Below are 23,991 nucleotides of genomic sequence, written 5' to 3' on the forward strand. Positions count from 1 at the left end.
ATGAAAAACAATAACTCCGTGCTCGGTAGCGTCGCGCTGCTGATCCTGTTCCTGGTCCTCTGGCAATGGGGCCCCGGCCTGCTCGGCATGCCCGAGTTCGTCATGCCCAAACTCAGCCGCGTGGCCCAGGAAGGCCTGGTGATGTGGCAGACCGGCGGCCTGCTGCAACACACCCTGATCACCGCGCTGGAGATCGTTGTCGGCTTCGCCCTCGGCGCCCTGCTGGGGGTGGTGATCGGTGTCTCGCTGGGCCTGTCGCCGGCTGCCGAAGCCATGTTGTCGCCGTACATCCTGGCCTTGCAGATCGCGCCGAAAGTCGCCTTCGCGCCGCTGTTCGTGATGTGGCTGGGCTACACCATCTACCCGAAGATTCTGATCGCGATCCTGATCGTGTTTTTCCCGGTGATGATCAACGTGCTCTCGGCGATCCGCACCGTCGACCCGGACATGATCAACCTGGTGCGCACCATGAACGCCAACCGCTGGCAGATCTTCCGCCTGGTGGAGTTCCCCTCGGCCATGGCCGCACTGTTTTCCGGCCTGCGCATTGCCTCGACCCTGGCCGTGATCGGCGTCACCGTCGGTGAACTGGTCGGCGGCAACCAGGGCCTGGGCTTTTTGCTGGTGGACGCCGAGGGCCAGGGCAATACCGCCGGGGTGTTCGTCGCCATTGTCGCGCTGACCCTGATTGGGGTGATCGCCTACGGCGCAGTGGTGTGGGCGGAAAAACGCGTCCTGCACTACATGCCCAAAGCCATGTTGAGCACCCAATGATGAGCCGCCATGAGCTTTTGCTTGCAGGCCGTCGCGTGCTGGTCACCGGTGGCGCCCGTGGCCTGGGCTATGCCTTTGCCCAGGCCATCGGCCAGGCCGGTGCCCGAGTGGTGATTGCCGATGTGCTGCACGAACGTGTGCAGCAGGCCGCCTGTGAATTGCGGGCGCTGGGCCTGGATGTGCAGGCCGTCACCGTCGACCTGGCCCAACCCGCGTCGATCCAGGCCTGTGTCGACGCGACGATCAGCCTGCTGGGCGGCCTCGATGGCTTGGTGAACAACGCCTCGATCACCAACTCCGGCGGCAAGGGCTGCGAAGCATTGAGCATCGACACCTGGGACCAGGTGATGCAGGTCAACGTGCGCGGCACCTGGCTGATGACCACCGCCTGCCTGCCGGCCCTGCGCGCCAGCGGCCAGGGCGCCATCGTCAATCTGGCCTCGGACACTCCGCTGTGGGGCGCGCCGAACCTGTTGGCCTATGTCGCCAGCAAGGGCGCGATCATCGCCATGACCCGCAGCCTGGCGCGGGAGCTGGGCAGCGACAACATCACCGTCAACGCCATCGCCCCCGGCCTGGTGCTGGTGGAAGCCACCGCCTACGTGCCCGAGGCGCGCCACCGTTTGTACAACGACCAACGGGCCCTGCAACGCCCGCAATTGCCCGAAGACGTCAGCGGCGCCGTGCTGTTCGCGCTGTCCGACCTTGCCCGCTTTATCACTGGACAAACCCTGCCGGTCAACGGCGGGTTCGTCATGCCTTGATCTGGAGACTGTCATGACTGATCTATCTGCCCAAAACGACACCCCGAAAAGCTGGGACCGCCCTGCCGGCGCCAGCCTGGAAAGCTGGATGAGCACGCGCATCGCCCGTTACGAGACGCGCAAGTACGACTGGGATGCCCTGAAGTTCCAGGCTGACTACGACCCCAAGTTCCGCCGCGCGCAAATGCGCTACATCGGCACGGGCGGCACTGGTATCAGCACCGATATGAACACCATCCCGTCGGAGCACTTCACCTTTTCCACCATGGTCATCCCGGCCGGCCATGAAGGCCCGCCGCACCTGCACATTGACGTCGAAGAAGTGTTCTTCGTGCTGCGCGGCAAACTCAAGGTGGTGCTGGAAAAGGACGGCGAGCGCTTCGAGACCATCCTCACCGACCGCGACGTGATTTCCGTGCCGCCCGGCGTGTACCGCGAAGAAATCAACATCGGCGATGAAGACGCGCTGATGTGCGTGATGCTCGGCGCAAAAAAACCGATCACCCCGACCTATCCGCCAGAGCACCCTCTGGCCTCGATCAAGCGCGGGTAAGCCCATGTTGCCAGGACTCACGCACGCCGCGCCGACGGCCGACCTGCAAGCCCAACTGCAGCGCGATTTCCCCCAGCAACGGGTCGCGTCAGCAGGAGGCCAGCAGGCCCTGCGGGTATGCGGCACGGGACCGGCAGTGGTGTTGCTGCACGGCATCGGCTCCGGCGCGGCGTCCTGGCTGCAGGTGGCACAACATCTGGCGGCCCAGGCGCGGGTCATCGCCTGGGACGCGCCCGGCTATGGCGACTCCAGCCCCCTGGAGTCGCAAGTACCCAAGGCCGAGCAATACGCCGCGCGCCTGGTGCAGATGCTCGATGCGCTGGAGGTGGACGAGTGCGTACTGGTCGGCCATTCCCTGGGCGCACTGACCGCCCTGGCCTTGGCCCGCAGTGCCCAGGCCAGACGCGTGAGCCGCCTGGTACTGATCAGCCCCGCTCGTGGCTATGGCGCGTCCGAGCGCAACGCGCAGCGCCAGCAAGTGCGCCAGCAACGCCTGGGCAACCTGCAACGCCTGGGCATCGCCGGGCTGGCCGAGCAGCGCAGCGCCCACATGCTCTCGCCCAGTGCCCAGCCCCAAGCGTTGGCCTGGGTGCACTGGAACATGGCCCGCCTGAACCCGCTGGGCTATCGCCAGGCCATCGAATTGCTGTGCGGCGACGACTTGCTGCGCCACGGCCAACCTGCAATGCCCTGCGAGGTGCATTGCGGCGAAGCCGACAGCATCACCCCACCCGACACCTGCCTGGGCGTGTCCAAGGCCCTGGGTGCCAGCTTCAACCTGATCGCCGACGCAGGCCATGCCAGCCCCATCGAACAACCGCGAGTGGTTGCCGGTCGCCTGGCCTACGCCCTCAAACAATCCCTGACAGGTAGAACCCTATGAACGACTCAGATCTGCTGAAGGATGCTCAGGACAAATACATCGTGCCGGGCCTGGAGCGCGGCTTGTTGCTGCTCTGCGAGTTCAGCCGGCGCAACCGGACCCTGACCGCGCCGGAACTGGCGCGGCGCCTCGCGCTGCCGCGCTCGACGATTTTCCGCTTGCTGACCACCCTGGAAACCATGGGCTTCGTCACCCGCAGCGGCAACGAATACCGCCTGGGCATGTCGGTGCTGCGCCTGGGCTTCGAGTACCTGGCGTCGCTGGAGCTGACCGAACTCGGCCAGCCACTGCTGGCGCGTTTGTGCGACCGGGTTAACTACCCGAGCAACCTGGTGGTGCGCGACGGGCGTTCCATCGTGTACGTGGCCAAGGTGTCGCCGCCTTCGGTGTTCTCCAACGCGGTCAACGTCGGCACCCGCCTGCCGGCCCATGCCACGGTGCTGGGGCGCATTCTCCTCGAAGACCTGTCACTGGCCGAACTGCGCGAGCTGTACCCCGAGGAGCACCTGGAACAGCACTCCCACTGCACCCCGAAAACCGTGATGGAGCTGTTCGACATGCTCCAGGCCGACCGCCAGCGCGGCTTTGTCAGCGGCGAAGGGTTCTTTGAATCGGCGATTTCCACAGTGGCCGCGCCCGTGCGCGACCAGAGCGGCGACATCGTGGCCGCCCTCGGCGTGACCATCCCGACCACGCAGATCGGTCATGTGAATTTTGAAGAGCTGCTGAACCAAGTGCGGCGCAGCGCCGACGAGCTGTCGCGCCTGCTCAACTACAACGGCGGCGCCCACAGCGGGCAGCCCCGCGTCACTGCCTTGATGAGAGATTGAGATGAGCCTTTATTCATTGCAGGGCCGCACCGCAATCGTCACCGGAGGCTCCTCGGGCATAGGCCTGGCATGCGTCGAACTGCTGCTGGAAGCCGGTGCGGCCGTTGCGTTTTGCGGCCGCGATGCGGAACGCCTGCGCCGTGCCGAAAGCGACCTGCGCCAACGTTTCCCGCAAGGCCAACTGCTGGCCCAGGTGTGCGATGTGCTCGATGGCGAATCGGTCAACGCCTTTGCCAGCGCCAGCCTGGCCGCGCTGGGCGCCGCCAGCGTGCTGATCAACAACGCCGGGCAAGGCCGGGTCTCGACCTTTGCCGACACCACCGACAGCGCCTGGACCGAAGAGCTGCACCTGAAGTTTTTTTCGGTGATCAACCCGGTCCGCGCCTTCACGCCGCAGCTGCAAAGCCAGGCCGACGCCGCGATTGTCTGCGTCAACTCACTGCTGGCCAGCCAGCCGGAACCGCACATGGTCGCCACCTCCGCTGCCCGCGCCGGGATCAAGAACCTGGTGCGCTCGATGGCCACCGAATTCGCCCCGCAAGGCATCCGCGTCAACGGCATCCTGATTGGCCTGGTGGAGTCCGGGCAATGGCGCCGCCGCTTCGAAGCGCGTGAAGAACGCGACCTCGACTGGGCGCAATGGACCGCCCGCCTGGCCCAACAAAAACATATTCCCCTGGGGCGCCTGGGCCTGCCGATTGAAGCGGCCCGCGCGATCCTGTTTCTGGCCTCGCCTCTGTCGGCTTACACCACAGGCAGCCATATCGATGTCTCTGGAGGCCTGTCCCGCCATGCGTAATGAAAACACTGTCACCGTGGGCGCTGCCATCACCGCCTTTCTCGAACAATGCGACGTCAAGGCCGCGTTTGGCGTGATCTCGATCCACAACATGCCGATCCTCGATGCCTTCGCCGTGCGCGGCAATATCCGCTTTGTCATGGCCCGGGGTGAAGCCGGCGCCGCCAACATGGCCGACGCCTATGCCCGCACCACCGGTGGCCTGGGCGTGTGTCTGACCTCCACCGGCACTGCCGCCGGCAATGCGGCTGGGGCCATGGTTGAAGCGCAGACTGCCGGCACCCCGGTGCTGCACATCACCGGGCAGATCGAGACGCCGTACCTGGACCAGGAACTGGCGTATATCCACGAAGCCCGCGACCAGTTGAACATGCTCAAGGCCGTGTCCAAGGCCGCCTTCCGCGTGCGCAGCGTCGAGACCGCCATCAGCACCCTGAAGCTCGCGGTGCAGACCGCACTGACCGCGCCCACCGGACCGGTCAGCGTCGAGATCCCGATCGACATCCAGTCGGCCTTTATCCCAATGCCCACCGACCTGTCGCCACTGCCGATCCCGGTCGCTGTGCCGGCACCGGAAGCCCTCGACCTGGTGGCCGCGCGCCTGGCCAGTGCCAAACGCCCGATGCTCTGGCTCGGCGGCGGCGCGCGGCATGCCGGGGCGCAGGTCAAGCGCCTGCTGGCGATGGGCGTGGGGGTGATCACCTCGACCCAGGGTCGCGGCGTGGTTAACGAAGACGACGAACGTTGCCTGGGGGCCTTTTCGCAGAACAAGCGGGTCGAGCAGTTCCTGCAAACCTGCGATGCACTGCTGATCGCCGGGTCGCGCCTGCGCAGCAATGAGACCTTCAAGTACGCGCTCAAGCTGCCGCAGAACACGCTGCGCATCGACGCCAACCCGGCCATCGAAGGCCGCAGCTATGCCAGCGAACTGTTTATCTGCGGCGACGCGGCCCTGGCCCTGGAAGGGTTGGCTGACCGCCTGGAAGGCCGCCTGCACACCGACCCGCAGTTCCTCGCCGAACTCAAGGCCGTGCGTGAACAGTCGCGCAGCCAACTGGTCGCGGACCTGGGCCCGTACTCGGCGATGGTCGAGCAATTGCAGGCCAGCACCGGGCGCAACTTCTCCTGGGTGCGCGATGTGACCCTGTCCAACAGCATCTGGGGCAACCGCCTGCTCAACCTGTACCACCCGCGCGCCGGGGTTCACGCCTTGGGCGGCGGTATTGGCCAGGGCCTGGCGATGGGCATCGGTGCCGCGGTGGCAGCCGCTGAAACCGCGCCCGAGCGCAAGGTGTTTGCCCTGGCGGGCGATGGCGGTTTCATCCTCAACCTGGGTGAGCTGGCGACCCTGGTCCAGGAGCGCGCCAACCTGGTGATTCTGCTGATGAACGACCAGCGCTACGGGGTGATCCGCAATATCCAGGACGCGGTCTACGGCAGCCGGCATTGCTATGTCGACCTGCACACCCCGGACTACACCAAGCTCGCCGAATCCATGGGCCTGCGCCATGGCCTGGTCACCGACCTCAAGGATTTCGGCAAGGTGGTCGACAGCGCCTTGAGCCAGCCCGGCCCGTTCCTGCTGGAAGTGGACATGCTCAGCGTGGGCAACTTCGCCACCCAGTTCGCCGGCCCGCCCAACAGCGAAACCAAAGCCCAGAAGGCCACCGCCTGAGGATCGTCGCATGTTGCATATCACCATGATCGGCTGCGGCGCCATTGGCGTCGGCGTGCTGGAGCTGCTGGAGAACGATCCGCAGTTGTGCGTGGATTACGTCATCGCTTCCGAGGGCTCCGAAGCCCTGGTGCGCCAGCGCCTGGCCAGTTTCAAACAACCGCCGCAGGTGCTGACCGCCTTGCCGGCCGATACGCGCCCGGATTTGCTGGTGGAGTGCGCCGGCCACCGCGCCATCGAAGAGCATGTGCTGCCGGCCCTGGAGCGTGGGATTGCCTGCCTGATTGTGTCGGTCGGCGCCTTGTCCGAAGTGGGCCTGGTGGAACGCCTGGAGGCCGCCGCCGAGCGCGGCAAGACCCGCATCGAGCTGCTGCCCGGGGCGATTGGCGGTATTGATGCGTTGTCGGCGGCCAAGGTCGGCGGCCTGGACTCGGTCAACTACACCGGGCGCAAGCCAGCCCGCGCCTGGAAGAACACTCCCGGCGAGCAGGCTTGCGACCTGGACAGCATCCGCGAAGCCACGGTGATCTTCCAGGGCAGTGCCCGTGAGGCCGCGCGGCTGTACCCGAAAAACGCCAACGTTGCGGCCACCCTGTCCCTGGCCGGGCTGGGCCTGGATCGCACCCACGTCACGCTGATCGCCGACCCCCACAGCGACGAAAACGTCCACCACTTCGAAGCCCGTGGCGCCTTTGGCCGTTTCGAGTTGAGCCTGCGCGGCAAGCCGCTTTTGGCCAACCCCAAGACCTCGGCGCTGACCGTGTACAGCGTGGTCCGTGCCTTGGGCAACCACGCCCATGCCATCTCAATTTAGGAGCCCGTCGATGACCCTCGAACAGACTTTACCGATCTGCATCGCCGGCCACTGGCGCCTGGGCCGTGGCGAGCGCTACGCCAGCCGCTACCCGGCCACTGGCGAGGCCGTGGCCTGGCTTAACGCTGCCGATTTGCAGGATGTGGAAGACGCCATCCAGGGCGCGCACCAGGCCTTCCTGCACAGCGGCTGGGCCCAGCGCAAACCCCATGAGCGGGCCGGTGTGCTGTACCGCATCGCCGAGCTGATCCGCCTGCACAGTGAGGAACTGGCGCAGCTGCAACGCCAGGACAACGGCAAGCCGATCAATGAAACCCGTGCGCTGGTGGCCAGTGCGGCCGGCACTTTCCAGTTCTTCGCCGCCGCCTGCGAAACCCTGGAAGAAACCATCACCCCGTCGCGCGGTGATTTCGTCAGCATGAGCGTGTATGAGCCGATGGGCGTGGTCGCCGCGATCACCCCGTGGAACTCACCGATTGCCAGCGAGGCGCAGAAGGTCGCGCCAGCCCTGGCGGCGGGCAATGCGGTGGTGATCAAACCGGCGGAAATCACCCCGCTGCTGGCCCTGCGCCTGGCCAGTCTGTGCGAAGAGGCCGGCCTGCCCAAGGGCCTGATCAGCGTGCTGCCCGGCAAGGGCTCGCTGCTGGGCGACGCACTGACCCGCCACCCGCTGGTCAAGCGCGTGTCGTTCACCGGCGGCACCCGCACTGGCAAGCACATCGCCCATATCGCCGCCGACAAGATGATGCCGGTGTCTTTGGAGCTGGGGGGCAAGTCGCCGACCATCGTCCTTGATGACGCCGACCTCGACCACGCGGTGGCGGGCGTGCTCTACGGCATTTTCAGCTCCTCGGGCGAGGCCTGTATTGCCGGCTCGCGGCTGTTTGTCGCGCGCGCCCTGTACGAGCCCTTTATGCAACGCCTGGTAGCCGCCGCCGCGAACCTGCGCATGGGCGACCCGGCCGACGAAAACACGCAGATGGGCCCGCTGATCAGCGCCGGCCATCGTGAATCGGTGGAACGTTATGTCGCCCTCGGCCTGGCCGAAGGCGGGCGCCTGCGCCTGGGCGGGCAGCGCCCCAGCGGTGGCCTGTATGACCAGGGCTACTTCTACCCGCCGACCATCCTTGAGGGCCTGCACAACCAACAACAGGTATGCCAGGAAGAAATCTTCGGCCCGGTGCTGGTGGCCATGCCCTTCGACGACGAAGAGCAATTGCTGGAGCAGGCCAACGACAGCCTGTACGCCCTCGCGGCAGGCATCTGGACCCGCGACTACAAGCGCGCCTGGGCCCTGGGCCGGCGCTTGCAGGCCGGCACCGTGTGGATCAACACCTACAAACAGTTCTCGATTTCCACGCCGTTCGGCGGTTGGCGCGACAGCGGCCTGGGCCGCGAAAAAGGCCGCCTGGGGATCCTGCAATACATGGAACAGAAGAGCCTCTACTGGGGCATGAACCAACAGCCACTGGCCTGGGCCGGTGTGCCACACGAGGTAGCGTGATGAGCGTTTTAGGTATTGATGAAGTCACCTATGGCGTCGAGGACCTCGACACCTGCGTGCGTTTTTTCAGCGACTGGGGCCTGACCCAGGTCAGCACGCAACCCGATGAGGTGATCTTCGAGACCCTCAATGGCTGCCGCGTAGTGCTCGCCGACCTGAACAAACCCGGCCTGCCGCCCGCCATCGAGGCCGGCTCCACCGTGCGCGAAGTGGTGTGGGGCGTGGCCGACGCGACGGACCTTGCGCTGTACGCCGAACGCATCGCCAACGACCCGGGGTTTATCGAGGGTAACGGGCGCATCGGCTGCACCGACCCCAACGGCCTAGCGATCCGCCTGCAAGTCACGCGTAAGCGCGAGCTGGAGATCGAGTGCAGCGGCCACAACACCTGGCAGACCAAGGGCCGGATCAACAAGGCGGCGCCGATCTACGAGCGCGCCACGCCGATTGAAGTCGGTCACGTGGTGTTTTTCGTCAAGGACGTGAACGCCTGCGAAGCCTTCTACCACGAGCGTTTCGGCTTCCAGGCCTCGGACCGCTATCCGGATCGCGGGGCCTTTTTGCGCACCGCCGAGGAAGGTGGCCACCACGACCTGTTCATGCTGCAACTGCCGGCGCCACGGGCGGGACTGAACCATGTGGCCTTTACCGTGCGCGATGTGCACGAGGTGTTTGGCGGTGGCATGCACGTGTCCCGCAGCGGCTGGCCGACCGAGATCGGCCCTGGGCGTCACCCGGTGTCTTCGGCGTTTTTCTGGTACTTCAAGAACCCCGCCGGCGCGCTGGTGGAGTACTACGCCGACGAAGACCAACTGACCGGCGAATGGCAGCCACGCACCTTTGAGCCGGGGCCCACGGTGTTCGCCGAATGGGCGATTGCCGGCGGTATCGACGGCAATACCCGGCGCCAACAACACGTCGAGGCGCCGCAAGGCAAGTTCCTCACCGACAAACCCAAATCCTGAGCAGGAGTCGCCCATGCCTTCCCTGAATATTGCTATCGCCGGTGCCGGTATCGGCGGCCTGACCGCCGCCATCGCCCTGCACCGCGCCGGTCACCAGGTCACCGTGTTTGAACAGTCCAAGGCCTTTTTGCGGGTCGGCGCCGACATCAACCTCACCCCCAACGCGGTACGTGCGCTGGATGGCCTGGGGATTGGCGCCGCCGTGCGCATCCCGGCCGCCCGGCCGACCCATCGCATCAGCCGGATGTGGGACAGCGGCGAAGAGACTTCACGCCTGGAAATGTCCGACGCCGCCGAGCAAAAGTACGGCGCCCCGCAACTGACCATCCACCGCGCCGACCTGCTGGCGGCCCTGGCCGAAGTGTTCCCGTTGGAGCAGGTGCAATTCGCCAAGCGCGCCGAGCGGGTTGAGCACACTGACGACGGCATCTGCCTGCACTTCAAGGACGGCAGCCAGCACCGCTGCGATGTGCTGATCGGCGCCGACGGCATCCACTCGGTGGTGCGCAACGCGCTGTTTGGCGAAGAGCACCCGCGCTTTACCGGGGTGGTGGCGTACCGCGCGGTGGTGCCGGCCGAGTTGGTGGCCCATGTGCCGAATATCCAGGCCTTTACCAAGTGGTGGGGCCCCAACCCGCAGAGCCAGATCGTTACGTTCCCGCTCAACCAGGGCAAAGATATTTTTATCTTCGCCACCACCGCCCAGGACAGCTGGCACGAAGAGTCGTGGACCAGCGCTGGCGATGCCGACGAGCTGCGCAGCCACTATCAGGCGTTCCACCCCGACGCCCGCGCCCTGCTGGATGCGTGCAGCGATGTGCTCAAGACCGCGCTGTATGAGCGCGACCCGCTGCCGTTCTGGTCCAAGGGCCCGATCACCCTGCTGGGCGATGCCTGCCACCCGATGATGCCGTTCATGGCCCAGGGTGCCGGCCAGGCCATCGAGGATGCGGTGGTGCTCGCCCGTTACCTGCAAGACCTCGACAGCCCGTCCCAGGTCGCCGCGGCCTTGCAGGGCTATCAGCAGGCGCGCCTGGAACGCACCAGCCAGATCCAGATCGGCTCGCGGGGCAACCAGTGGCTCAAGGACGGCGGCAACGCCGATTGGGTCTATGGCTACGACGCCTGGACCATCCCCACCCAAAGCGCGGCCTGAACATGAGCGACAGCTTGCTGGTGACCGTGCTGCTCAAGCACGACCAATCGAAGAACCTGGAAGACATTCAGCGGCATATGAAGCAGCAGGATTGGTGGGAGCGTTTTCCACCGCAGGGCGTGGAGTTGGTGAGCTGGACCGTGGCCATGGGCCTGGGCCAGATCGTCACCCTGCGCTTGCCGCCGAGCCTGCTGCCAGCCCTTAACGTCGAGCTTGAGCGCTCGGCGTGGGGCGTGTTCAGCACTGAAGTTTTCCCGACATACGACTTTATCCCCGTGCGCGAAACCATCCGCGAACGGGTACGCAACGGAGGTCAATGACATGAGCACTACCGAACGCTTCCTCGAGCCCCATCAGGCGCGCAAACGGCCCAATACCCAGTTTGAAGAGCTGCTGGGCGACTCCATCGAACGCGCCTTCGGCAACGGCGTGACCGAGCTGCCGGCGCTGCTCGCCCACCTCAACCTGGCCGGCCCGCCCTGCCCGCTGACCAGCGGCGAGTGGACGGCAGATGCCTATCAAACCCTGATGGCCCGGCTGGGCGAATGACCCGGCAGAAGGAATAGAACAATGACTATGCAATTGACCGTCGACCCTGTTGAAAACCATCTGGCCAATGGCCTCAAAGACCTCTGGTTCCCGGTGTTGCCTTCGGACCTGTTGGGGGAGAAGCCGGTGTCGGTGCGCCGCCTCGGCTACAAGATCGCTCTGTGGCGCGACAACGATGGCCGCGTACACGCCCTCGAAGACCATTGCCCCCATCGCGGCGCGCCGCTGTCCCAGGGCCCGGTGCTGGGTGATCGCCTGCAATGCCCGTATCACGGCGTCGAAGTGCGCTGTGACGGCACCGTGACCAAGGTGCCCGGCAGCCCCGGCTGCAAACTCGAAGGCAGCCGCCCGACCCGCATGTTCCATACCCGCGAAGCGGCAGGCGCGATCTTTTTGTTCAATGCCACCGACGCGCATTTAGAGACCCCGCCGGAACTGGTGCTGCCCGAGCAACTGACCTCGCCGGAGTGGAGCAGCTTCGTCTGCTACACCGAGTGGAAAGGCGACTACCGCTACGTGATCGACAACGTCATGGACCCGATGCACGGCACCTACCTGCACAAGATGTCGCACTCGATGAGTGAAGGCGAAGCCACCGCCAAGTTCGTCACCCGCGACACCGACAACGGGTTCTTCTTCGAGAAGGAAGGCCAGCGCGGAGTGAACTTCGACTGGACCGAGTTCATGGACAACGGCTGCCATTGGCTGCGCCTGGAAATCCCCTACCCGAAAACCGGCGGCCCGGGCGGCAACTTCACCATTATCGGCAGCTACACGCCGAGCAGCCGCGCGCTCTCGGCGGTGTTCCACTGGCGCTGCCGACCGCTGACCGGCTGGCAGCGCGACACCTGGCGCTTCCTTTACAAGAACCGCCTGGAAGCGCGGCACTGGGCCGTGCTGGAGCAGGATCGGGTGCTGCTGGAATTCATGGAGCCGGACGCCAACCAGCGCGAAAACCTCTACCAGCACGACCTGGGCGTGGTGCGCATGCGCCGTTACCTGAAAAACGCGGCCAAGGCCCAGCTTGAACTGATCGACGCGAAGCAACTGCCATGAACGCGGTCGTGGTGGCGCCCGCCGGGGCCAGTTGGTCGAATGCGCTGCTGATCGGCCGCGAAGTGGTGATGTCGGGGATGACCGCGCACCCCGCCAGCCGCGAGGCCCCCCTGGATTGCTACGCCCAGACCCTGGTGGTGCTGGGCAAGATCCAGGCGCTGGTGACGGCGGCCGGCGGGCACGTGGGCAATATCTACCGGCTGACGGTGTACCTCACTGATATCGCCGACAAAGACCAAGTGGGCCGCGCCCGACGGGATTTTTTCGCCGGGCAGGCCGTGTTTCCCACGTCCACCCTGGTGGCCGTCAACGCACTGGTGTTTCCTGAACTACGGGTCGAGATCGAGGCCAGTGCCCAGCTCGATGTCGACCTGCGTACCGTCACAGAGGTGAATGATGTCTAAGCCCTCCCTGCTCAATGCCCGCGTGCATACCCTGCGCTATGAAGCCGAAGGCATCATCAGCGTGGAGTTTCGGCCGTTGGGCGATACCGTGTTCCCGCCGTTCGAGGCCGGCTCGCACATCGACCTGCACCTGGCCAACGGCCTGGTGCGCAGCTACTCGCTGCTCAACTCCCCCAGCGACCAGGGGCGCTACACCGTGGGCATCCTGCGTGACCGCAACAGCCGCGGCGGCTCGGAATATGTGCACAGCCAACTGCGGGTCGGCATGCCGCTGTCGATCTCGGCGCCGCGCAACAACTTCGCGCTGGACCTGAGCGCCAGCCACAGTGTGCTGGTGGCCGGTGGCATCGGCATTACCCCGATCTACTGCATGTTCCGCCAGTTGCTGGCCCAGGGAAAATCCGCCGAGCTGATCTATTGCGCGCGCTCGCGCCAGGAAGCGGCATTGGTGGAAGCCTTGAACGGCCTGGATGCGCGGGTGGTGTACCACTTCAACGACGAGAAAGGCGTGCCGCCGGACCTCGCCGCCTACCTCGCTGGCCAGCCGGCAGATACGCACTTCTACTGCTGCGGGCCGACGCCGATGCTGGATGCGTTCGAGGGCACCTGTGAGCGCCTGGGTTATCCCCATGCGCATATCGAGCGCTTTACCGCCGCCGAACTGCCGCCCAGCGAAGATGCCCAGAGCCGCTATAGCGTGGAGCTGAAAAAGTCCGGCAAGACGCTGTCGGTGGAGCCCGGTTTGAGTTTGCTGGATGTGTTGCTCGAAGCCGGTTGCGACATTGACCACAGCTGCCGCGAGGGGGTGTGCGGCTCCTGTGAAACGCGGGTGGTGGAAGGCGAGATCGACCACCGCGACGGGGTACTGACCAAGGCCGAGCGTGCGGCGAACACGTCGATGATGGTGTGCGTTTCGGGCTGCAAGAGCCGGCGCTTGGTGCTGGACCTTTAGTCTGCATAGGCTCGGTGGTGGGGCTGTTGTGGCGAAGGGGCTTGTCCCCTCGCCACGATGTCAGGCAGACGATCTATCGAGTAAATAAGTAGGCAACTTATTATTCACCCGTAAAACACAAAATTGCCCGTTTCATTGGCAGCGTGCAATAAAGACGCACCTATCACGAGCAACTTTGTTACCGCACTTACAGGTTGTTTCATGGGTTATACAAAGCGCTTTGTTTCCCATATAAACAATTGTTTTCAAGAAGGTTTTTTTAAAACCACCGTAAATACGCCGCCTGGCACACTTCCTGCTCTACACCTATGCATTCACTGATTAAACGGCGTTTCGCCGATAAAACAATAATAACCAACACTTAAACCCGGTAAGACCCGCTCCTTCCTTAGTTGCCTTTAAAGGCAAGCGGACGAGTGTTGCCGATTACCCGGTAGAGAGGTCTCTATGAAGCGTGTCTTGTGTGCAGGATTGATGTTTGCCAGTTTCAGCAGTTTCGCCGCAGAACCCATCCCTTCCGAACCGGTGCGGGCCAACGCCGCCAATAAACCATTCCCGCATATTGCCTGGCGCAGTGAGGCCGGCGACGCCAGCCTGGATATCGGTGGTGCGCTGCGTACCAACTATCGCGACGAGCATTGGGACACCACCGAGAACAATGGCCGCTTCCTCTTCGACACGTTCCGCCTGGACGTGCAGGCCACCTACAAGAGCCTCTATAGCGATATCGGCTACTGGTTCCAGGACGACGGCAAGCGCTCCATCGACCGTGGTTTCGTCGGCTATCGGCTCAATGCCAACTCCAACGTGCAACTGGGAGCGCCGTTCAAGCCGTTTGGCCTGGAGCCGTATCCGCAATTTGGCTGGAGCTACCACCTGCCGTTTTTCATGGGCTATGCCTCAAGTGCCGGCACCGGCCTCAAGTACAGCTACAAGGACCAGGACTGGGACGTGCAGCTTGGCTTCTTCCCGCGCATGTTGCCCAGCGACCTTCGCTATTCGCCTGAAGTCGGGCGTTACGCCGACCTGAAGGACAATGCGATTGCCGCGATCCAATCGCGCCAGGACAACGAGAAGCGCAACCAACTCAACGCCCGCGTAGCACGGACCTTCAACAGCGATGGCTGGAAAACCGAGATCGGCGCCTCGCTGGCCACCGCCCAGCTGTACAACGCCACCACCCGGGACGACGGCGACTACTGGGCCGCCGGTGTACACGCCATCATCAACAAGGGGCTGTGGACCGTTACCAGCCAGGCCATCCGCTACGAATACGACCCTGAAAACCCCACCGGCGTCAGCAAGGACTCGGTGCTGATGGGTGGCAACGGCCTGACCCCCGCGTACCTGATCGCATCCAAGGCCACCCTCGCCTCGATCAACCTCGGCTATGACGTCTACACGCCGACGCTGGGGCAGTTGAAGAAGGTCAAGTTGTACACCGACTACAGCCGGATGATGAAAGACAAGAGCGCCTGGGATGATTCGCAGATGTTCACCGTGGGCGCGCAGTTCCTGGCGATGCCGGTGATGGCCTGGGTCGACTTTACCTGGGCGCGCAACGCCAACCCCTATGGCGGGGCCGAGAATGGCAGCGGCTTTACCAATACCAGCTCGGTGGGCAGCAACGAGTGGTATTACCGCACCAACGTGAATATTGGTTACTACTTCTAACCAGGCAACAAAAATCAAAGGTGGGAGCTGTTGAGCCTTGGCGAGGTTGCGATAGGCATGAGTATCTACACGACTTGCTCTTTTTTGGTTGTGGGGTGTGAGTACATATCCATTGCTGCGGTCACGGCCACTTAGGGTTCCGCCCTTACGGCGGCTCACTTTGGAAGAGCGCCAAAGTAAGCAAAGCGCTCTTGCCCCACCACTCGGTGCCTCGCCTAGGCTCGGCATGCCCGCAGTCAGGCATTGCTCCGTGGGCCCGCCGCGATCGGCCATCCATGGCCGTGTCGCGGCTACCCCGGCATCCATGCCGGGGTGCCCACTGCGCAATACCTGCCTGCGGCCATCGTGGTTTAACGGGGCGCCTGAGATCAAAAGCCAGATCAAAAGCAGAGCAACAGCAAAGCAACAGCAAAGCAACAGCAGAGCCAGAGCGCGAAGCTGCATTCCCTGTGGGAGCTGGCTTGCCCGCGATGACGGTGTATCAGTCGATAAATCTATTGGCTGACCTGCCGCCATCGCAGGCAAGCCAGCTCCCACAGGGGGCCGCGCACGCCTGGACGATCAGGTCGGCTGTCAGGCCGCCTCGCTTTGCTTGTGATTTTGATCTTAGGCGCCCCGTTAAACCACGCTGGCCGTCATCCGATATTGATTTGGGGGGTAACCCGGCAGGACGCCGGGTTAGCCGCGCTGGGCCATGGATGGCCCATCGCGGCGGCCCCCCAAATCAATGTCGGATGACGGGCACACCGAGCCTAGGCGAGGTGCCGAGTGGTGGGGCAGGAGCCCTTTTGGTTACTTTTGGGGCTCTTTTCCAAAAGTGACCCGCTGTAAGAGCGGAACCAATAGCCGCCGTAACCCCAGCAACGGATATGTACACAAACCCAATAAGCACCAGAGAAAAGAGTTGTGTAAAGACTCATGCCTATCGCAACCTCGCCAAAGCTCAACAGCTCCCACATTAGGTCAGTGTGACGCTCGACCATTCCTCGCTCAATTGCGCTGCTTGCAGACGGCTGGCGCACACCTAGGTATAGTGCCGCCCCTCTTCGCATGCACGATCGTCAGCCGCATGCGAACGCCGAACTAATAACAACCCGCGACATGGAACCGGGACGAGCCCTCGCCCCACCTATCGTGCTGTCTGCGAAATGGTGTGGAGTCGAGCCGTCCGGCTTTTGCCTTTACAGAAAACAGCGAGGAATACTCCATGCTAGAAGTCATCAACGACTTCCTCTCAGGAAAAGTACTGATCGTGCTCATTGTCGGGCTCGGTGGTTACTTCACGATCCGCTCGCGTTTCGTTCAGTTTCGTCACTTCTTTCATATGTTCGCGGTGTTTCGCGACAGCCTGAAAAGCAGTGCCGGCCAACTCAGTTCGTTCCAGGCGCTGATGCTCAGCCTGGCCGGACGGGTGGGTGCCGGTAACATCGCCGGGGTCGGCATTGCCGTGACCCTGGGCGGCCCGGGCGCAGTGTTCTGGATGTGGGTCACCGCGCTGGTGGGCATGTCTTCGAGCTTTATCGAGTGCTCCCTGGGCCAGCTCTACAAACGTACCGACGCCGAAGGCACCTACCGTGGCGGCCCGGCCTATTACATCCAGCACGGCCTGCAAAAACGCTGGCTGGGGATGGTCATGGCGTTTCTGCTGCTGGTGACCTTCGGGTTCGCCTTCAATGGCCTGCAAGCCCATGCCGTGACCCACTCGCTGAACAACGCCTTTGGCTTCGACACCACCTACACCGGCCTGGCGCTGGCGGTGTTGCTGGGCCTGGTGTTTATCGGCGGGATCAAGCGCATTGCCTCGATTGCCGACCTGCTGGTACCGGTCAAGACCCTGGTCTATATCGCCGTGACGGTCTACGTGATCGTGCTGCAATTCGACCAGGTACCGGCCATGCTCGCGACCATCGTCAAGAGCGCCTTTGGCCTGGACCAGGCCTTCGGCGGCCTGGTGGGCAGCGCGATCATCATGGGTGTGAAGCGCGGCGTGTTTGCCAACGAAGCGGGCCTGGGCAGCGCGCCCAACGTGGCAGCCGTGGCCTCGGTGGAACACCCGGTCGCCCAAGGTGTGGTGCAAGCGTTCAGCGTGTTCCTCGACACCTTCATCATCTGCACCTGCACTGCCCTGCTGATCCTGCTCTCGGGCTTCTACACCCCAGGCTTTGAAGGCGACGGCATTGCCCTGACCCAGAACTCCCTGGCGGCGGTGGTCGGTGACTGGGGCCGGATGTTTATCTCGGTGGCCCTGGCGTTGTTCGTGTTCACCTCGATCATGTACAACTACTACCTGGGCGAGAGCAACCTGCGCTTTTTGGTGGGCAACAACCGCAAGGTGCTGATCGGTTATCGCGCGCTGGTGCTGGTGCTGATCTTCTGGGGTTCGATCGAGAACCTGAGCACCGTGTTCGCCTTCGCCGACATCACCATGACCATGCTGGCGTTCGTCAACCTGTTCGCCCTGGCGTTCCTGTTCAAGATCGCTATGCGCATCCTCAACGACTACGACAGCCAGCGCGCGGCGGGCATCAAGACCCCGGTGTTCGATTCCAGCCAGTTCCCTGACCTGGACCTGGACCGCAAGGCCTGGCCGGCCAACCCGGTGCAGCCGGAGCCAACGGTTCAAGCGACTGCTGAACTGAACGCCCAAGTGCAACGCTGAGCCTAGATAGATGACACGCCGCCCGGCCTTGGGCATGCTCTGGGCCCGGCGGCGTTTTTCGTTCAGGAGATTCTTCGATGTCCAAAGCTAACACCATCATGGTGCTCTACACCGGCGGCACCATCGGCATGCAGGCCAGCGCCAACGGCCTGGCGCCCGCTTCGGGCTTTGAAGCGCGCATGCGCGAACAGCTTGCCCACCTGCCTGCGCCAGCCTGGCGCTTTCGGGAAATGTCGCCGCTGATCGACAGCGCCAATATGACGCCCGCCTACTGGCAACGCCTGCGCAGCGCCGTGGTCGAGGCTGTGGACGAGGGCTGCGATGGCGTGCTGATTTTGCACGGCACCGACACCCTGGCCTACAGCGCGGCAGCCATGAGTTTCCAGCTGCTGGGCCTACCGGCGCCCGTGGTGTTCACCGGTTCAATGCTGCCGGCCGGCGTGCCTGACAGCGATGCCTGGGAAAACGTCAGCGGCGCCCTGGCAGCGTTGGGCGAAGGCCTCGCGCCCGGCGTGCACCTGTACTTCCACGGCGCACTGATGGCGCCGACCCGCTGCGCGAAAATCCGCAGTTTTGGCCGTCATCCCTTTGCTGCACTGCAGCGCAACGGTGGCGTGGCCAAGGCCCAGGCCCTGCCCGCCGCCCTGGACTACCGCCAGCCCAAGGCCCTGGCCAATGTCGGTGTGTTGCCGCTGGTGCCGGGCATTGATGCCGGGCAACTGGACGCCCTGGTCGCCAGCGGCATCCAGGCGCTGGTGCTCGAATGCTTTGGCAGCGGCACCGGGCCCAGCGATAACCCGGCGTTCCTTGCCAGCCTGCAGCGCGCGCTGGATCGGGACGTGGTGGTGGTCGCAATCACCCAATGCCATGAAGGTGGCGTGGAACTGGACGTGTATGAAGCGGGCAGCCGCTTGCGTGGGGTCGGCGTGTTGTCCGGTGGCGGCATGACCCGCGAAGCTGTGTTCGGCAAGCTGCAAGCCCTGCTCGGCGCCGGGCTGCCCAACGACGCAGTACGGCGTCTGGTCGAACTGGACCTGTGCGGTGAACTGAGCTGAGCGGCATATAACTTGCTCCACTTCCAGCCATCCCCTGGCTGGAAGTTCCCATGCTGCACTCCCACCTCACCACCCTCAATGCCGTTTCCCTGGTGCTCAGCACCTTCAAGGCCGAAGGCTTGCCCGCCGAAGCGCTGCTGGCCGGCAGTGGCATCTGTGCGGCGGACTTGAGCCGCGCCGACACACGCATCGCCACGCACCAGGAAATGCAGGTGTGCGCCAATGCCGTGGCCTTGCAGCGTGATATCGGGCTGATCGTGGGGCGACGGATGCACGTATCGGCCTACGGCATGCTCGGCTATGCGCTGCTCACCAGTGCCACTTTCGGTGACGCTTTACGCTTGGCCCTGCGTTATCCGGCGCTGTTGGGAACACTGTTCGAGCTGAGCCTGGAGCAAGACGGCGAGCGTATCTGGTTCACCGCCAGCGATTACCGCGAGAGCCCGGCACTGACCGCCTTCAATGTGGAGCTGTGCCTGGGATCGCTGAAGGTAATCTGTGACGACTTGCTCGGCCACCCGCTGCCGCTGCTGGGTGCGCGCTTTGAGCATGCCGCGCCGGATTATCAGGCGCGCTACGCCGAGTGTTTCGACTGCCCGCTGCAATTCCAGGCCACTGCCAATGCGTTCGCCTTTGACCAACGCTGGCTCGCCCAACCGTTGCCCCTGGCCGACACGGTGACCCACCGGGCGATGGCCGAGCGCTGCCGCAAACAGAACACCGAATTCACCGGGCGCGAGGCCTGGCTGGGGCGGGTGCGCCAGTTGCTCGCGGCGCAACTGCACGCCGCCCCCGGGCTGGATGGCCTGGCCCAGCAGATGAACTGTTCACCCCGCACCCTGCGCCGGCACCTGCATGACCTGGGCTGCAGCTACCAGGAACTGCTGGACGAACTGCGCTTTGAGCGCGCCAAGCAACTGTTGGCGCAAGACCAGTGGCCGATCTACCGCATCGCCGAGCAGTTGGGTTTCAGTGAGACCGCGAGCTTCCGGCATGCCTTTGTACGCTGGAGCGGTGTAGCGCCGAGTCAATTTCGAGCATGACGCCCCATGTAGGGGCGAATTTCGGACAGACAATTTGGCCATATTTATCCCCTTTTGGCCGCTCCTGCCGTTCTCCAAACCTGCGTACACCGCAACACTGCAAGGCATCCCAACCCTGCCTGCGGAGAACAATAAAAATGCTGACGATCTACTCGGACGATCACCACCTGCACCATGGCCGTAATTGATGGACGGCCAGTTGATGCCCTGCTTCGAAATGCCTTCGCGCGCCGACCATGTGCTGCAACGGGTCAAGGACCGTGAACTGGGCCCGGTGCAAGCGCCGCAGGACTTTGGCCTGGCGCCGCTGCAACGTATTCACAGCCGCGACTACCTGGAGTTTTTCAAAGGGGCATGGCAACGCTGGACGGCCTTCGGCCAGGACGGTGACCTGCTGCCCTACACCTGGCCCGCCCGCACCCTGCGCCGCGTATTGCCCACCAGCCTGCATGGCCAACTGGGCTATTACAGCTTCGATGGCGGTGCGCCGATCACCGCCGGCACCTGGCAAGCCGCCTACAGCGCAGCGCAGGTCGCGCTGACCGCACAACACGCGATCCAAAACGGTGCCCACAGTGCCTTCGCCCTGTGCCGCCCGCCGGGGCATCATGCCGCCAGTGACTTGATGGGCGGTTATTGCTACCTCAATAACGCCGCCATCGCCGCCCAGGCCTTTCTCGATCAGGGCCGCAAAAAGGTCGCGATCCTCGATGTCGATTACCACCACGGCAACGGCACCCAGTCGATTTTCTATGAGCGCAGTGACGTGCTGTTCACTTCGATCCACGGGCATCCGGAGGCAGAGTTTCCGTTTTTCCTCGGCTACGCCGATGAGCTGGGCGACGGTGCCGGTGAAGGCTTCAACTTCAACTACCCACTGCCGGCCGGTTCCGCCTGGGACACCTGGAGCGCCGCACTGGAGCAGGCCTGCCAGGCAATCGAAGGCTATGGCGCGGACATCATCGTCGTGTCCCTGGGCGTCGACACATTCAAGGACGACCCCATCTCGCAGTTCAAGCTCGACAGCCCGGACTACCTGGCCATGGGTGCGCGTATCGCTCGCCTGGGCAAGCCGACGCTGTTTGTGATGGAAGGCGGCTATGCGGTGGAAGAAATCGGCATCAATGCCGTCAACGTTCTCGAAGGTTTTGAGGGGGCTGCCCAATGAACATGCTCAAGTCGCTTGTGCTCTGTGCCGCCGTGCTGAGCACCGCCGCCCACGCCGAAGAAAAAACCCTGCGGGTCTATAACTGGTTCGACTACATCACCCCCAAGGCCCTGGACGACTTCAAGGCCCAGAACCCGGCGATCAAACTGATCTACGACATCTTCGACACCAACGAGGCCCTGGAGGCCAAGCTGCTGACCGGCAACTCCGGCTACGACGTGGTAGTGCCGTCCAACGTGTTCCTGGCCAAGCAGGTCGAGGCCGGGGTGTTCCAACCCCTGGACCGCAGCCAGTTGCCGAACTGGAACCACCTCGATCCCAAGCTGATGCAGTTGATTGAAGCCAACGACCCGGGCAATAAATTCGCCGTGCCCTATATGTACGGCACCATCCTGATTGGCTTTAACCCGGACAAGGTCAAGGCCGTGCTGGGGGCCGACGCGCCGGTGGACAGCTGGGACTTGATCTTCAAGCCCGAGAACATCAGCAAGCTCAAGCAATGCGGGGTCGCGCTGCTGGATTCGCCATCGGAAATCCTGCCCCTGGCCTTGCAGCACCTGGGCCTGGACCCCAACAGCAGCAACCCCAAGGACTATGTAAAAGCCGAAGCGTTGCTGATGAAGATCCGCCCCTCCATCACCTACTTCCACTCCTCCAAGTACATGGCCGATATCGCCAACGGTGACATTTGCGTGGCCGTCGGCTACTCCGGCAGTTTCTCCCAGGCGGCCAACCGCGCCAGGGAAGCCAAGAACGGGGTGATTGTCGACATGCGCCTGCCCAAAGGAGGGCGCGCCGATCTGGTTCGATATGCTGGCCATTCCCAAGGGCGCGAAAAACCCGCAGGACGCCTACACCTTTATCAATTACCTGCTGCAACCCCAGGTCATTGCGCCCATCAGCGACTTTGTCGGCTATCCCAACCCGAACAAGGACGCGACCGGGCTGGTGGACCCGGCGATCCGCAACAACCCTAACCTGTACCCGACCGAGGCGGCGATGGCCACGCTCTACACCCTCAAGCCGCTGACCCGTGACGCCGAGCGCGCCAGGACCCGCGCCTGGACCAAGATCAAGTCCGGGACCTGAGCAATCATGGCCGGGGAGCACCCTCTCCGGCCCCGGCGCCACCTCACCGAAAGCGATCGCGCGCCCAGATCATCCCACCCCGCCAGGCCTTGCGCAGCCGCGCCAGGGCCTGGGCGATAGCCGCTTCGGGCACGGCGGCAAACCCCAGCACCAGGCCGGCGCGCTGGGCCGGTGCCGAGTGGGTGTCGGGCAGCCAATAGCTGCTCAGGGCGTTGATTTCTACATCCGCTGCCAGGGCCTGGGCGACTAACTGCGCCTCACGGGCCAGGCTTTGCACCCGTACCGTGAGGTGCAAGCCTGCCGCGACACCGGGCAGGCTACCCACGCCAGGCACGTCGTCGGGCCAACCGGCCAGCAAGACATTGCGACGACTCAAGGCGGCGCGGCGCATGCGCCGGATGTGCCGCTGGAAGTGCCCCGCTGCCATGAACTCGGCCATCACCGCCTGGGTACTGACCTCCGAATGCCGCACGTCCACGGCGCGCCGCTGGGTGAAGGCGCTCACCAAGCCCGGCGGCAGCACCAGATAACCCAGGCGCAACGCCGGGAATGCGACTTTGCCGAAAGTCCCCACATAGAGCACCCGATCACTGCGATCCAGGGCCGCCAGCGGTGCCAGGGGCGCGCCGCTGTAACGGTACTCACCGTCGTAGTCATCCTCGATGATCCAGCCGCCCGTGCGCTCGGCCCAGGCCAGCAACTCCAGGCGCCGGGCCAGGCTCATGACCACCCCCGTCGGGTACTGGTGGGAAGGCGTGACATAGGCTAGGCGGCAATCGTTGAGCGCGTTCAATGCCGTGCAGTCGATGCCCTCTGCGTCCACCTCCACGCCCTGGAGTTTTGCCCCGGCATTGGCAAACGCATGCCCTGCCGCCCGGTAGCCGGGATTTTCAATTGCCACGCTATCCCCAGGGCCCACCAGTAGCTGTGCACAAAGGCTGATTGCCTGTTGCGCGCCGCTGGTGATCACAATTTGCTCAGCGGTGCATTGCATGCCTCGCGAGCTGCGCAAGTAAGCCGCGATCAGCCCACGCAATCGCTCATCCCCCGCCGGGTTGCCGTAACACAGTTGTTGCAGGTCAGGCTTGCGCCAAAAAGCCGCATTCAGCTTGGCCCAGACGTCAAACGGGAACAGATCGAAGGCCGGTACACCGACACGAAAAGCCCGTGGAGGGCCACTGGGTGGCAGCGGTAAATGGTTGTTTTCCAGACGACCCAGAGCGGGACTGTGGATAACTTCACTGGATAAATTCCCAGTTATATTTGCGGGTTTTGTGGATAAGGCTGGGGATAAGCCTGTTGATAACCCTGTGGACACTTTTGTGGATAATTTTTTTGTGCCCGGGTCGGTGGTGGGCAATTGCGCCACATAGGTCCCATCGCCCACCCGTCCTTCGATAAAGCCTTCGGCATACAACTGATCGTAGGCCCGCACCACGCTGTTGCGGGAAATCGACAACGCCGCCGCCAGATCCCGGCTGGCGGGCAGCCGGGTCCCACTGGCCAGCCGCCCATCCAGCACCCGCTGGCGCAGGGCCTCGTACAGCTGGCGTGTCAGGCCCTGACGGCGATCCAGCTCAATACCCGCAGGGTTGAATGACATGGGCGACATATTGGACCTATGA

The 23,991-nt window shown here is 63.8% G+C and carries 21 protein-coding genes and 2 pseudogenes; 22 read left to right on the forward strand and 1 reads right to left on the reverse strand.

Annotation, left to right across the window (positions count from 1 at the left end; genetic code table 11):
* The 22 genes and pseudogenes from PSH80_RS26740 to PSH80_RS26845 all read left to right on the forward strand — a co-directional run bounded on the left by PSH80_RS26740 (position 1) and on the right by PSH80_RS26845 (position 22,366).
* Positions 1 to 774, forward strand: a complete 774-nt coding sequence (locus tag PSH80_RS26740; protein ID WP_057440547.1) for an ABC transporter permease — start codon at positions 1 to 3, stop codon at positions 772 to 774.
* Complete coding sequence (locus PSH80_RS26745; RefSeq protein WP_305420666.1) at positions 774 to 1,538, forward strand: SDR family oxidoreductase; 765 nt, start codon at positions 774 to 776, stop codon at positions 1,536 to 1,538. The genes PSH80_RS26740 and PSH80_RS26745 overlap by 1 nt, the downstream gene beginning before the upstream one ends.
* A 13-nt stretch (positions 1,539 to 1,551) precedes the next feature.
* On the forward strand, positions 1,552 to 2,091 hold the full coding sequence (locus PSH80_RS26750; protein WP_029289969.1) for a cupin domain-containing protein: 540 nt from the start codon (positions 1,552 to 1,554) through the stop codon (positions 2,089 to 2,091).
* A 4-nt stretch (positions 2,092 to 2,095) separates the two neighbouring features.
* Positions 2,096 to 2,974 carry an alpha/beta fold hydrolase gene (locus PSH80_RS26755; protein WP_305418688.1) on the forward strand — a complete coding sequence of 293 codons (879 nt, stop codon included), beginning with the start codon at positions 2,096 to 2,098 and terminating at the stop codon, positions 2,972 to 2,974.
* On the forward strand, positions 2,971 to 3,804 hold the full coding sequence (locus PSH80_RS26760) for an IclR family transcriptional regulator (protein ID WP_057440549.1): 834 nt from the start codon (positions 2,971 to 2,973) through the stop codon (positions 3,802 to 3,804). The genes PSH80_RS26755 and PSH80_RS26760 overlap by 4 nt, the downstream gene beginning before the upstream one ends.
* A gap of 1 nt (position 3,805) precedes the next feature.
* Positions 3,806 to 4,603: an SDR family oxidoreductase gene (locus PSH80_RS26765; protein ID WP_186626153.1), complete on the forward strand. Its 798-nt coding sequence runs from the start codon at positions 3,806 to 3,808 to the stop codon at positions 4,601 to 4,603.
* A complete protein-coding gene (locus tag PSH80_RS26770; protein WP_057440551.1) occupies positions 4,596 to 6,278 on the forward strand; it encodes a thiamine pyrophosphate-binding protein in 1,683 nt (560 codons plus the stop codon). The genes PSH80_RS26765 and PSH80_RS26770 overlap by 8 nt, the downstream gene beginning before the upstream one ends.
* A gap of 10 nt (positions 6,279 to 6,288) precedes the next feature.
* Positions 6,289 to 7,092 carry an aspartate dehydrogenase gene (locus PSH80_RS26775; RefSeq protein ID WP_057444232.1) on the forward strand — a complete coding sequence of 268 codons (804 nt, stop codon included), beginning with the start codon at positions 6,289 to 6,291 and terminating at the stop codon, positions 7,090 to 7,092.
* Between the two features lie 10 nt (positions 7,093 to 7,102).
* Positions 7,103 to 8,596, forward strand: a complete 1,494-nt coding sequence (locus PSH80_RS26780) for an aldehyde dehydrogenase (protein WP_057440552.1) — start codon at positions 7,103 to 7,105, stop codon at positions 8,594 to 8,596.
* Entirely contained in the window at positions 8,596 to 9,561 is a 966-nt protein-coding gene (locus tag PSH80_RS26785) for a VOC family protein (RefSeq protein WP_057440553.1), read from the forward strand. Before PSH80_RS26780 ends, PSH80_RS26785 begins: the two co-directional genes overlap by 1 nt.
* Positions 9,562 to 9,574: 13 nt before the next feature.
* Positions 9,575 to 10,717: an FAD-dependent monooxygenase gene (locus PSH80_RS26790; RefSeq protein WP_057440554.1), complete on the forward strand. Its 1,143-nt coding sequence runs from the start codon at positions 9,575 to 9,577 to the stop codon at positions 10,715 to 10,717.
* A 2-nt stretch (positions 10,718 to 10,719) separates the two neighbouring features.
* On the forward strand, positions 10,720 to 11,037 hold the full coding sequence (locus PSH80_RS26795) for a hypothetical protein (protein WP_057440555.1): 318 nt from the start codon (positions 10,720 to 10,722) through the stop codon (positions 11,035 to 11,037).
* A gap of 1 nt (position 11,038) precedes the next feature.
* On the forward strand, positions 11,039 to 11,266 hold the full coding sequence (locus PSH80_RS26800) for a recombinase-like helix-turn-helix domain-containing protein (RefSeq protein WP_034116488.1): 228 nt from the start codon (positions 11,039 to 11,041) through the stop codon (positions 11,264 to 11,266).
* Between the two features lie 21 nt (positions 11,267 to 11,287).
* Positions 11,288 to 12,322, forward strand: a complete 1,035-nt coding sequence (locus tag PSH80_RS26805) for an aromatic ring-hydroxylating dioxygenase subunit alpha (RefSeq protein ID WP_057440556.1) — start codon at positions 11,288 to 11,290, stop codon at positions 12,320 to 12,322.
* Positions 12,319 to 12,726, forward strand: a complete 408-nt coding sequence (locus PSH80_RS26810) for a Rid family hydrolase (RefSeq protein WP_057961195.1) — start codon at positions 12,319 to 12,321, stop codon at positions 12,724 to 12,726. Before PSH80_RS26805 ends, PSH80_RS26810 begins: the two co-directional genes overlap by 4 nt.
* Positions 12,719 to 13,678 carry a PDR/VanB family oxidoreductase gene (locus PSH80_RS26815; RefSeq protein ID WP_057440558.1) on the forward strand — a complete coding sequence of 320 codons (960 nt, stop codon included), beginning with the start codon at positions 12,719 to 12,721 and terminating at the stop codon, positions 13,676 to 13,678. The genes PSH80_RS26810 and PSH80_RS26815 overlap by 8 nt, the downstream gene beginning before the upstream one ends.
* 447 nt (positions 13,679 to 14,125) lie before the next feature.
* On the forward strand, positions 14,126 to 15,352 hold the full coding sequence (locus tag PSH80_RS26820; protein WP_057440559.1) for a hypothetical protein: 1,227 nt from the start codon (positions 14,126 to 14,128) through the stop codon (positions 15,350 to 15,352).
* A 1,207-nt stretch (positions 15,353 to 16,559) separates the two neighbouring features.
* Complete coding sequence (locus tag PSH80_RS26825; RefSeq protein ID WP_169960426.1) at positions 16,560 to 18,011, forward strand: sodium:alanine symporter family protein; 1,452 nt, start codon at positions 16,560 to 16,562, stop codon at positions 18,009 to 18,011.
* Between the two features lie 77 nt (positions 18,012 to 18,088).
* A complete protein-coding gene (locus PSH80_RS26830) occupies positions 18,089 to 19,066 on the forward strand; it encodes an asparaginase (protein WP_273872069.1) in 978 nt (325 codons plus the stop codon).
* Between the two features lie 50 nt (positions 19,067 to 19,116).
* Positions 19,117 to 20,109 carry an AraC family transcriptional regulator gene (locus tag PSH80_RS26835; RefSeq protein ID WP_057440561.1) on the forward strand — a complete coding sequence of 331 codons (993 nt, stop codon included), beginning with the start codon at positions 19,117 to 19,119 and terminating at the stop codon, positions 20,107 to 20,109.
* A gap of 137 nt (positions 20,110 to 20,246) precedes the next feature.
* Positions 20,247 to 21,277: pseudogene (locus PSH80_RS26840) on the forward strand (histone deacetylase family protein).
* Positions 21,274 to 22,366 (forward strand): annotated as a pseudogene (locus PSH80_RS26845) (polyamine ABC transporter substrate-binding protein). Before PSH80_RS26840 ends, PSH80_RS26845 begins: the two co-directional pseudogenes overlap by 4 nt.
* A 43-nt stretch (positions 22,367 to 22,409) precedes the next feature.
* On the opposite strand, the gene PSH80_RS26850 reads toward PSH80_RS26845, so the two are convergent.
* Entirely contained in the window at positions 22,410 to 23,978 is a 1,569-nt protein-coding gene (locus PSH80_RS26850; protein WP_305418689.1) for a PLP-dependent aminotransferase family protein, read from the reverse strand.
* Between the last annotated feature and the right edge of the window lie 13 nt (positions 23,979 to 23,991).

This window comes from Pseudomonas sp. FP818 (assembly GCF_030687335.1).
GTDB classification, from domain to species: domain Bacteria; phylum Pseudomonadota; class Gammaproteobacteria; order Pseudomonadales; family Pseudomonadaceae; genus Aquipseudomonas; species Aquipseudomonas shahriarae.

What these genes read in the sequence shown, in the direction of transcription:
- PSH80_RS26740 (WP_057440547.1), top strand. Translation starts at nt 1, where the DNA reads ATGAAAAACAATAACTCCGTGCTCGGTAGCGTCGCGCTGCTGATCCTG.
- PSH80_RS26745 (WP_305420666.1), top strand. Translation starts at nt 774, where the DNA reads ATGAGCCGCCATGAGCTTTTGCTTGCAGGCCGTCGCGTGCTGGTCACC.
- PSH80_RS26750 (WP_029289969.1), top strand. Translation starts at nt 1,552, where the DNA reads ATGACTGATCTATCTGCCCAAAACGACACCCCGAAAAGCTGGGACCGC.
- PSH80_RS26755 (WP_305418688.1), top strand. Translation starts at nt 2,096, where the DNA reads ATGTTGCCAGGACTCACGCACGCCGCGCCGACGGCCGACCTGCAAGCC.
- PSH80_RS26760 (WP_057440549.1), top strand. Translation starts at nt 2,971, where the DNA reads ATGAACGACTCAGATCTGCTGAAGGATGCTCAGGACAAATACATCGTG.
- PSH80_RS26765 (WP_186626153.1), top strand. Translation starts at nt 3,806, where the DNA reads ATGAGCCTTTATTCATTGCAGGGCCGCACCGCAATCGTCACCGGAGGC.
- PSH80_RS26770 (WP_057440551.1), top strand. Translation starts at nt 4,596, where the DNA reads ATGCGTAATGAAAACACTGTCACCGTGGGCGCTGCCATCACCGCCTTT.
- PSH80_RS26775 (WP_057444232.1), top strand. Translation starts at nt 6,289, where the DNA reads ATGTTGCATATCACCATGATCGGCTGCGGCGCCATTGGCGTCGGCGTG.
- PSH80_RS26780 (WP_057440552.1), top strand. Translation starts at nt 7,103, where the DNA reads ATGACCCTCGAACAGACTTTACCGATCTGCATCGCCGGCCACTGGCGC.
- PSH80_RS26785 (WP_057440553.1), top strand. Translation starts at nt 8,596, where the DNA reads ATGAGCGTTTTAGGTATTGATGAAGTCACCTATGGCGTCGAGGACCTC.
- PSH80_RS26790 (WP_057440554.1), top strand. Translation starts at nt 9,575, where the DNA reads ATGCCTTCCCTGAATATTGCTATCGCCGGTGCCGGTATCGGCGGCCTG.
- PSH80_RS26795 (WP_057440555.1), top strand. Translation starts at nt 10,720, where the DNA reads ATGAGCGACAGCTTGCTGGTGACCGTGCTGCTCAAGCACGACCAATCG.
- PSH80_RS26800 (WP_034116488.1), top strand. Translation starts at nt 11,039, where the DNA reads ATGAGCACTACCGAACGCTTCCTCGAGCCCCATCAGGCGCGCAAACGG.
- PSH80_RS26805 (WP_057440556.1), top strand. Translation starts at nt 11,288, where the DNA reads ATGACTATGCAATTGACCGTCGACCCTGTTGAAAACCATCTGGCCAAT.
- PSH80_RS26810 (WP_057961195.1), top strand. Translation starts at nt 12,319, where the DNA reads ATGAACGCGGTCGTGGTGGCGCCCGCCGGGGCCAGTTGGTCGAATGCG.
- PSH80_RS26815 (WP_057440558.1), top strand. Translation starts at nt 12,719, where the DNA reads ATGTCTAAGCCCTCCCTGCTCAATGCCCGCGTGCATACCCTGCGCTAT.
- PSH80_RS26820 (WP_057440559.1), top strand. Translation starts at nt 14,126, where the DNA reads ATGAAGCGTGTCTTGTGTGCAGGATTGATGTTTGCCAGTTTCAGCAGT.
- PSH80_RS26825 (WP_169960426.1), top strand. Translation starts at nt 16,560, where the DNA reads ATGCTAGAAGTCATCAACGACTTCCTCTCAGGAAAAGTACTGATCGTG.
- PSH80_RS26830 (WP_273872069.1), top strand. Translation starts at nt 18,089, where the DNA reads ATGTCCAAAGCTAACACCATCATGGTGCTCTACACCGGCGGCACCATC.
- PSH80_RS26835 (WP_057440561.1), top strand. Translation starts at nt 19,117, where the DNA reads ATGCTGCACTCCCACCTCACCACCCTCAATGCCGTTTCCCTGGTGCTC.
- PSH80_RS26850 (WP_305418689.1), bottom strand. Translation starts at nt 23,978, where the DNA reads ATGTCGCCCATGTCATTCAACCCTGCGGGTATTGAGCTGGATCGCCGT.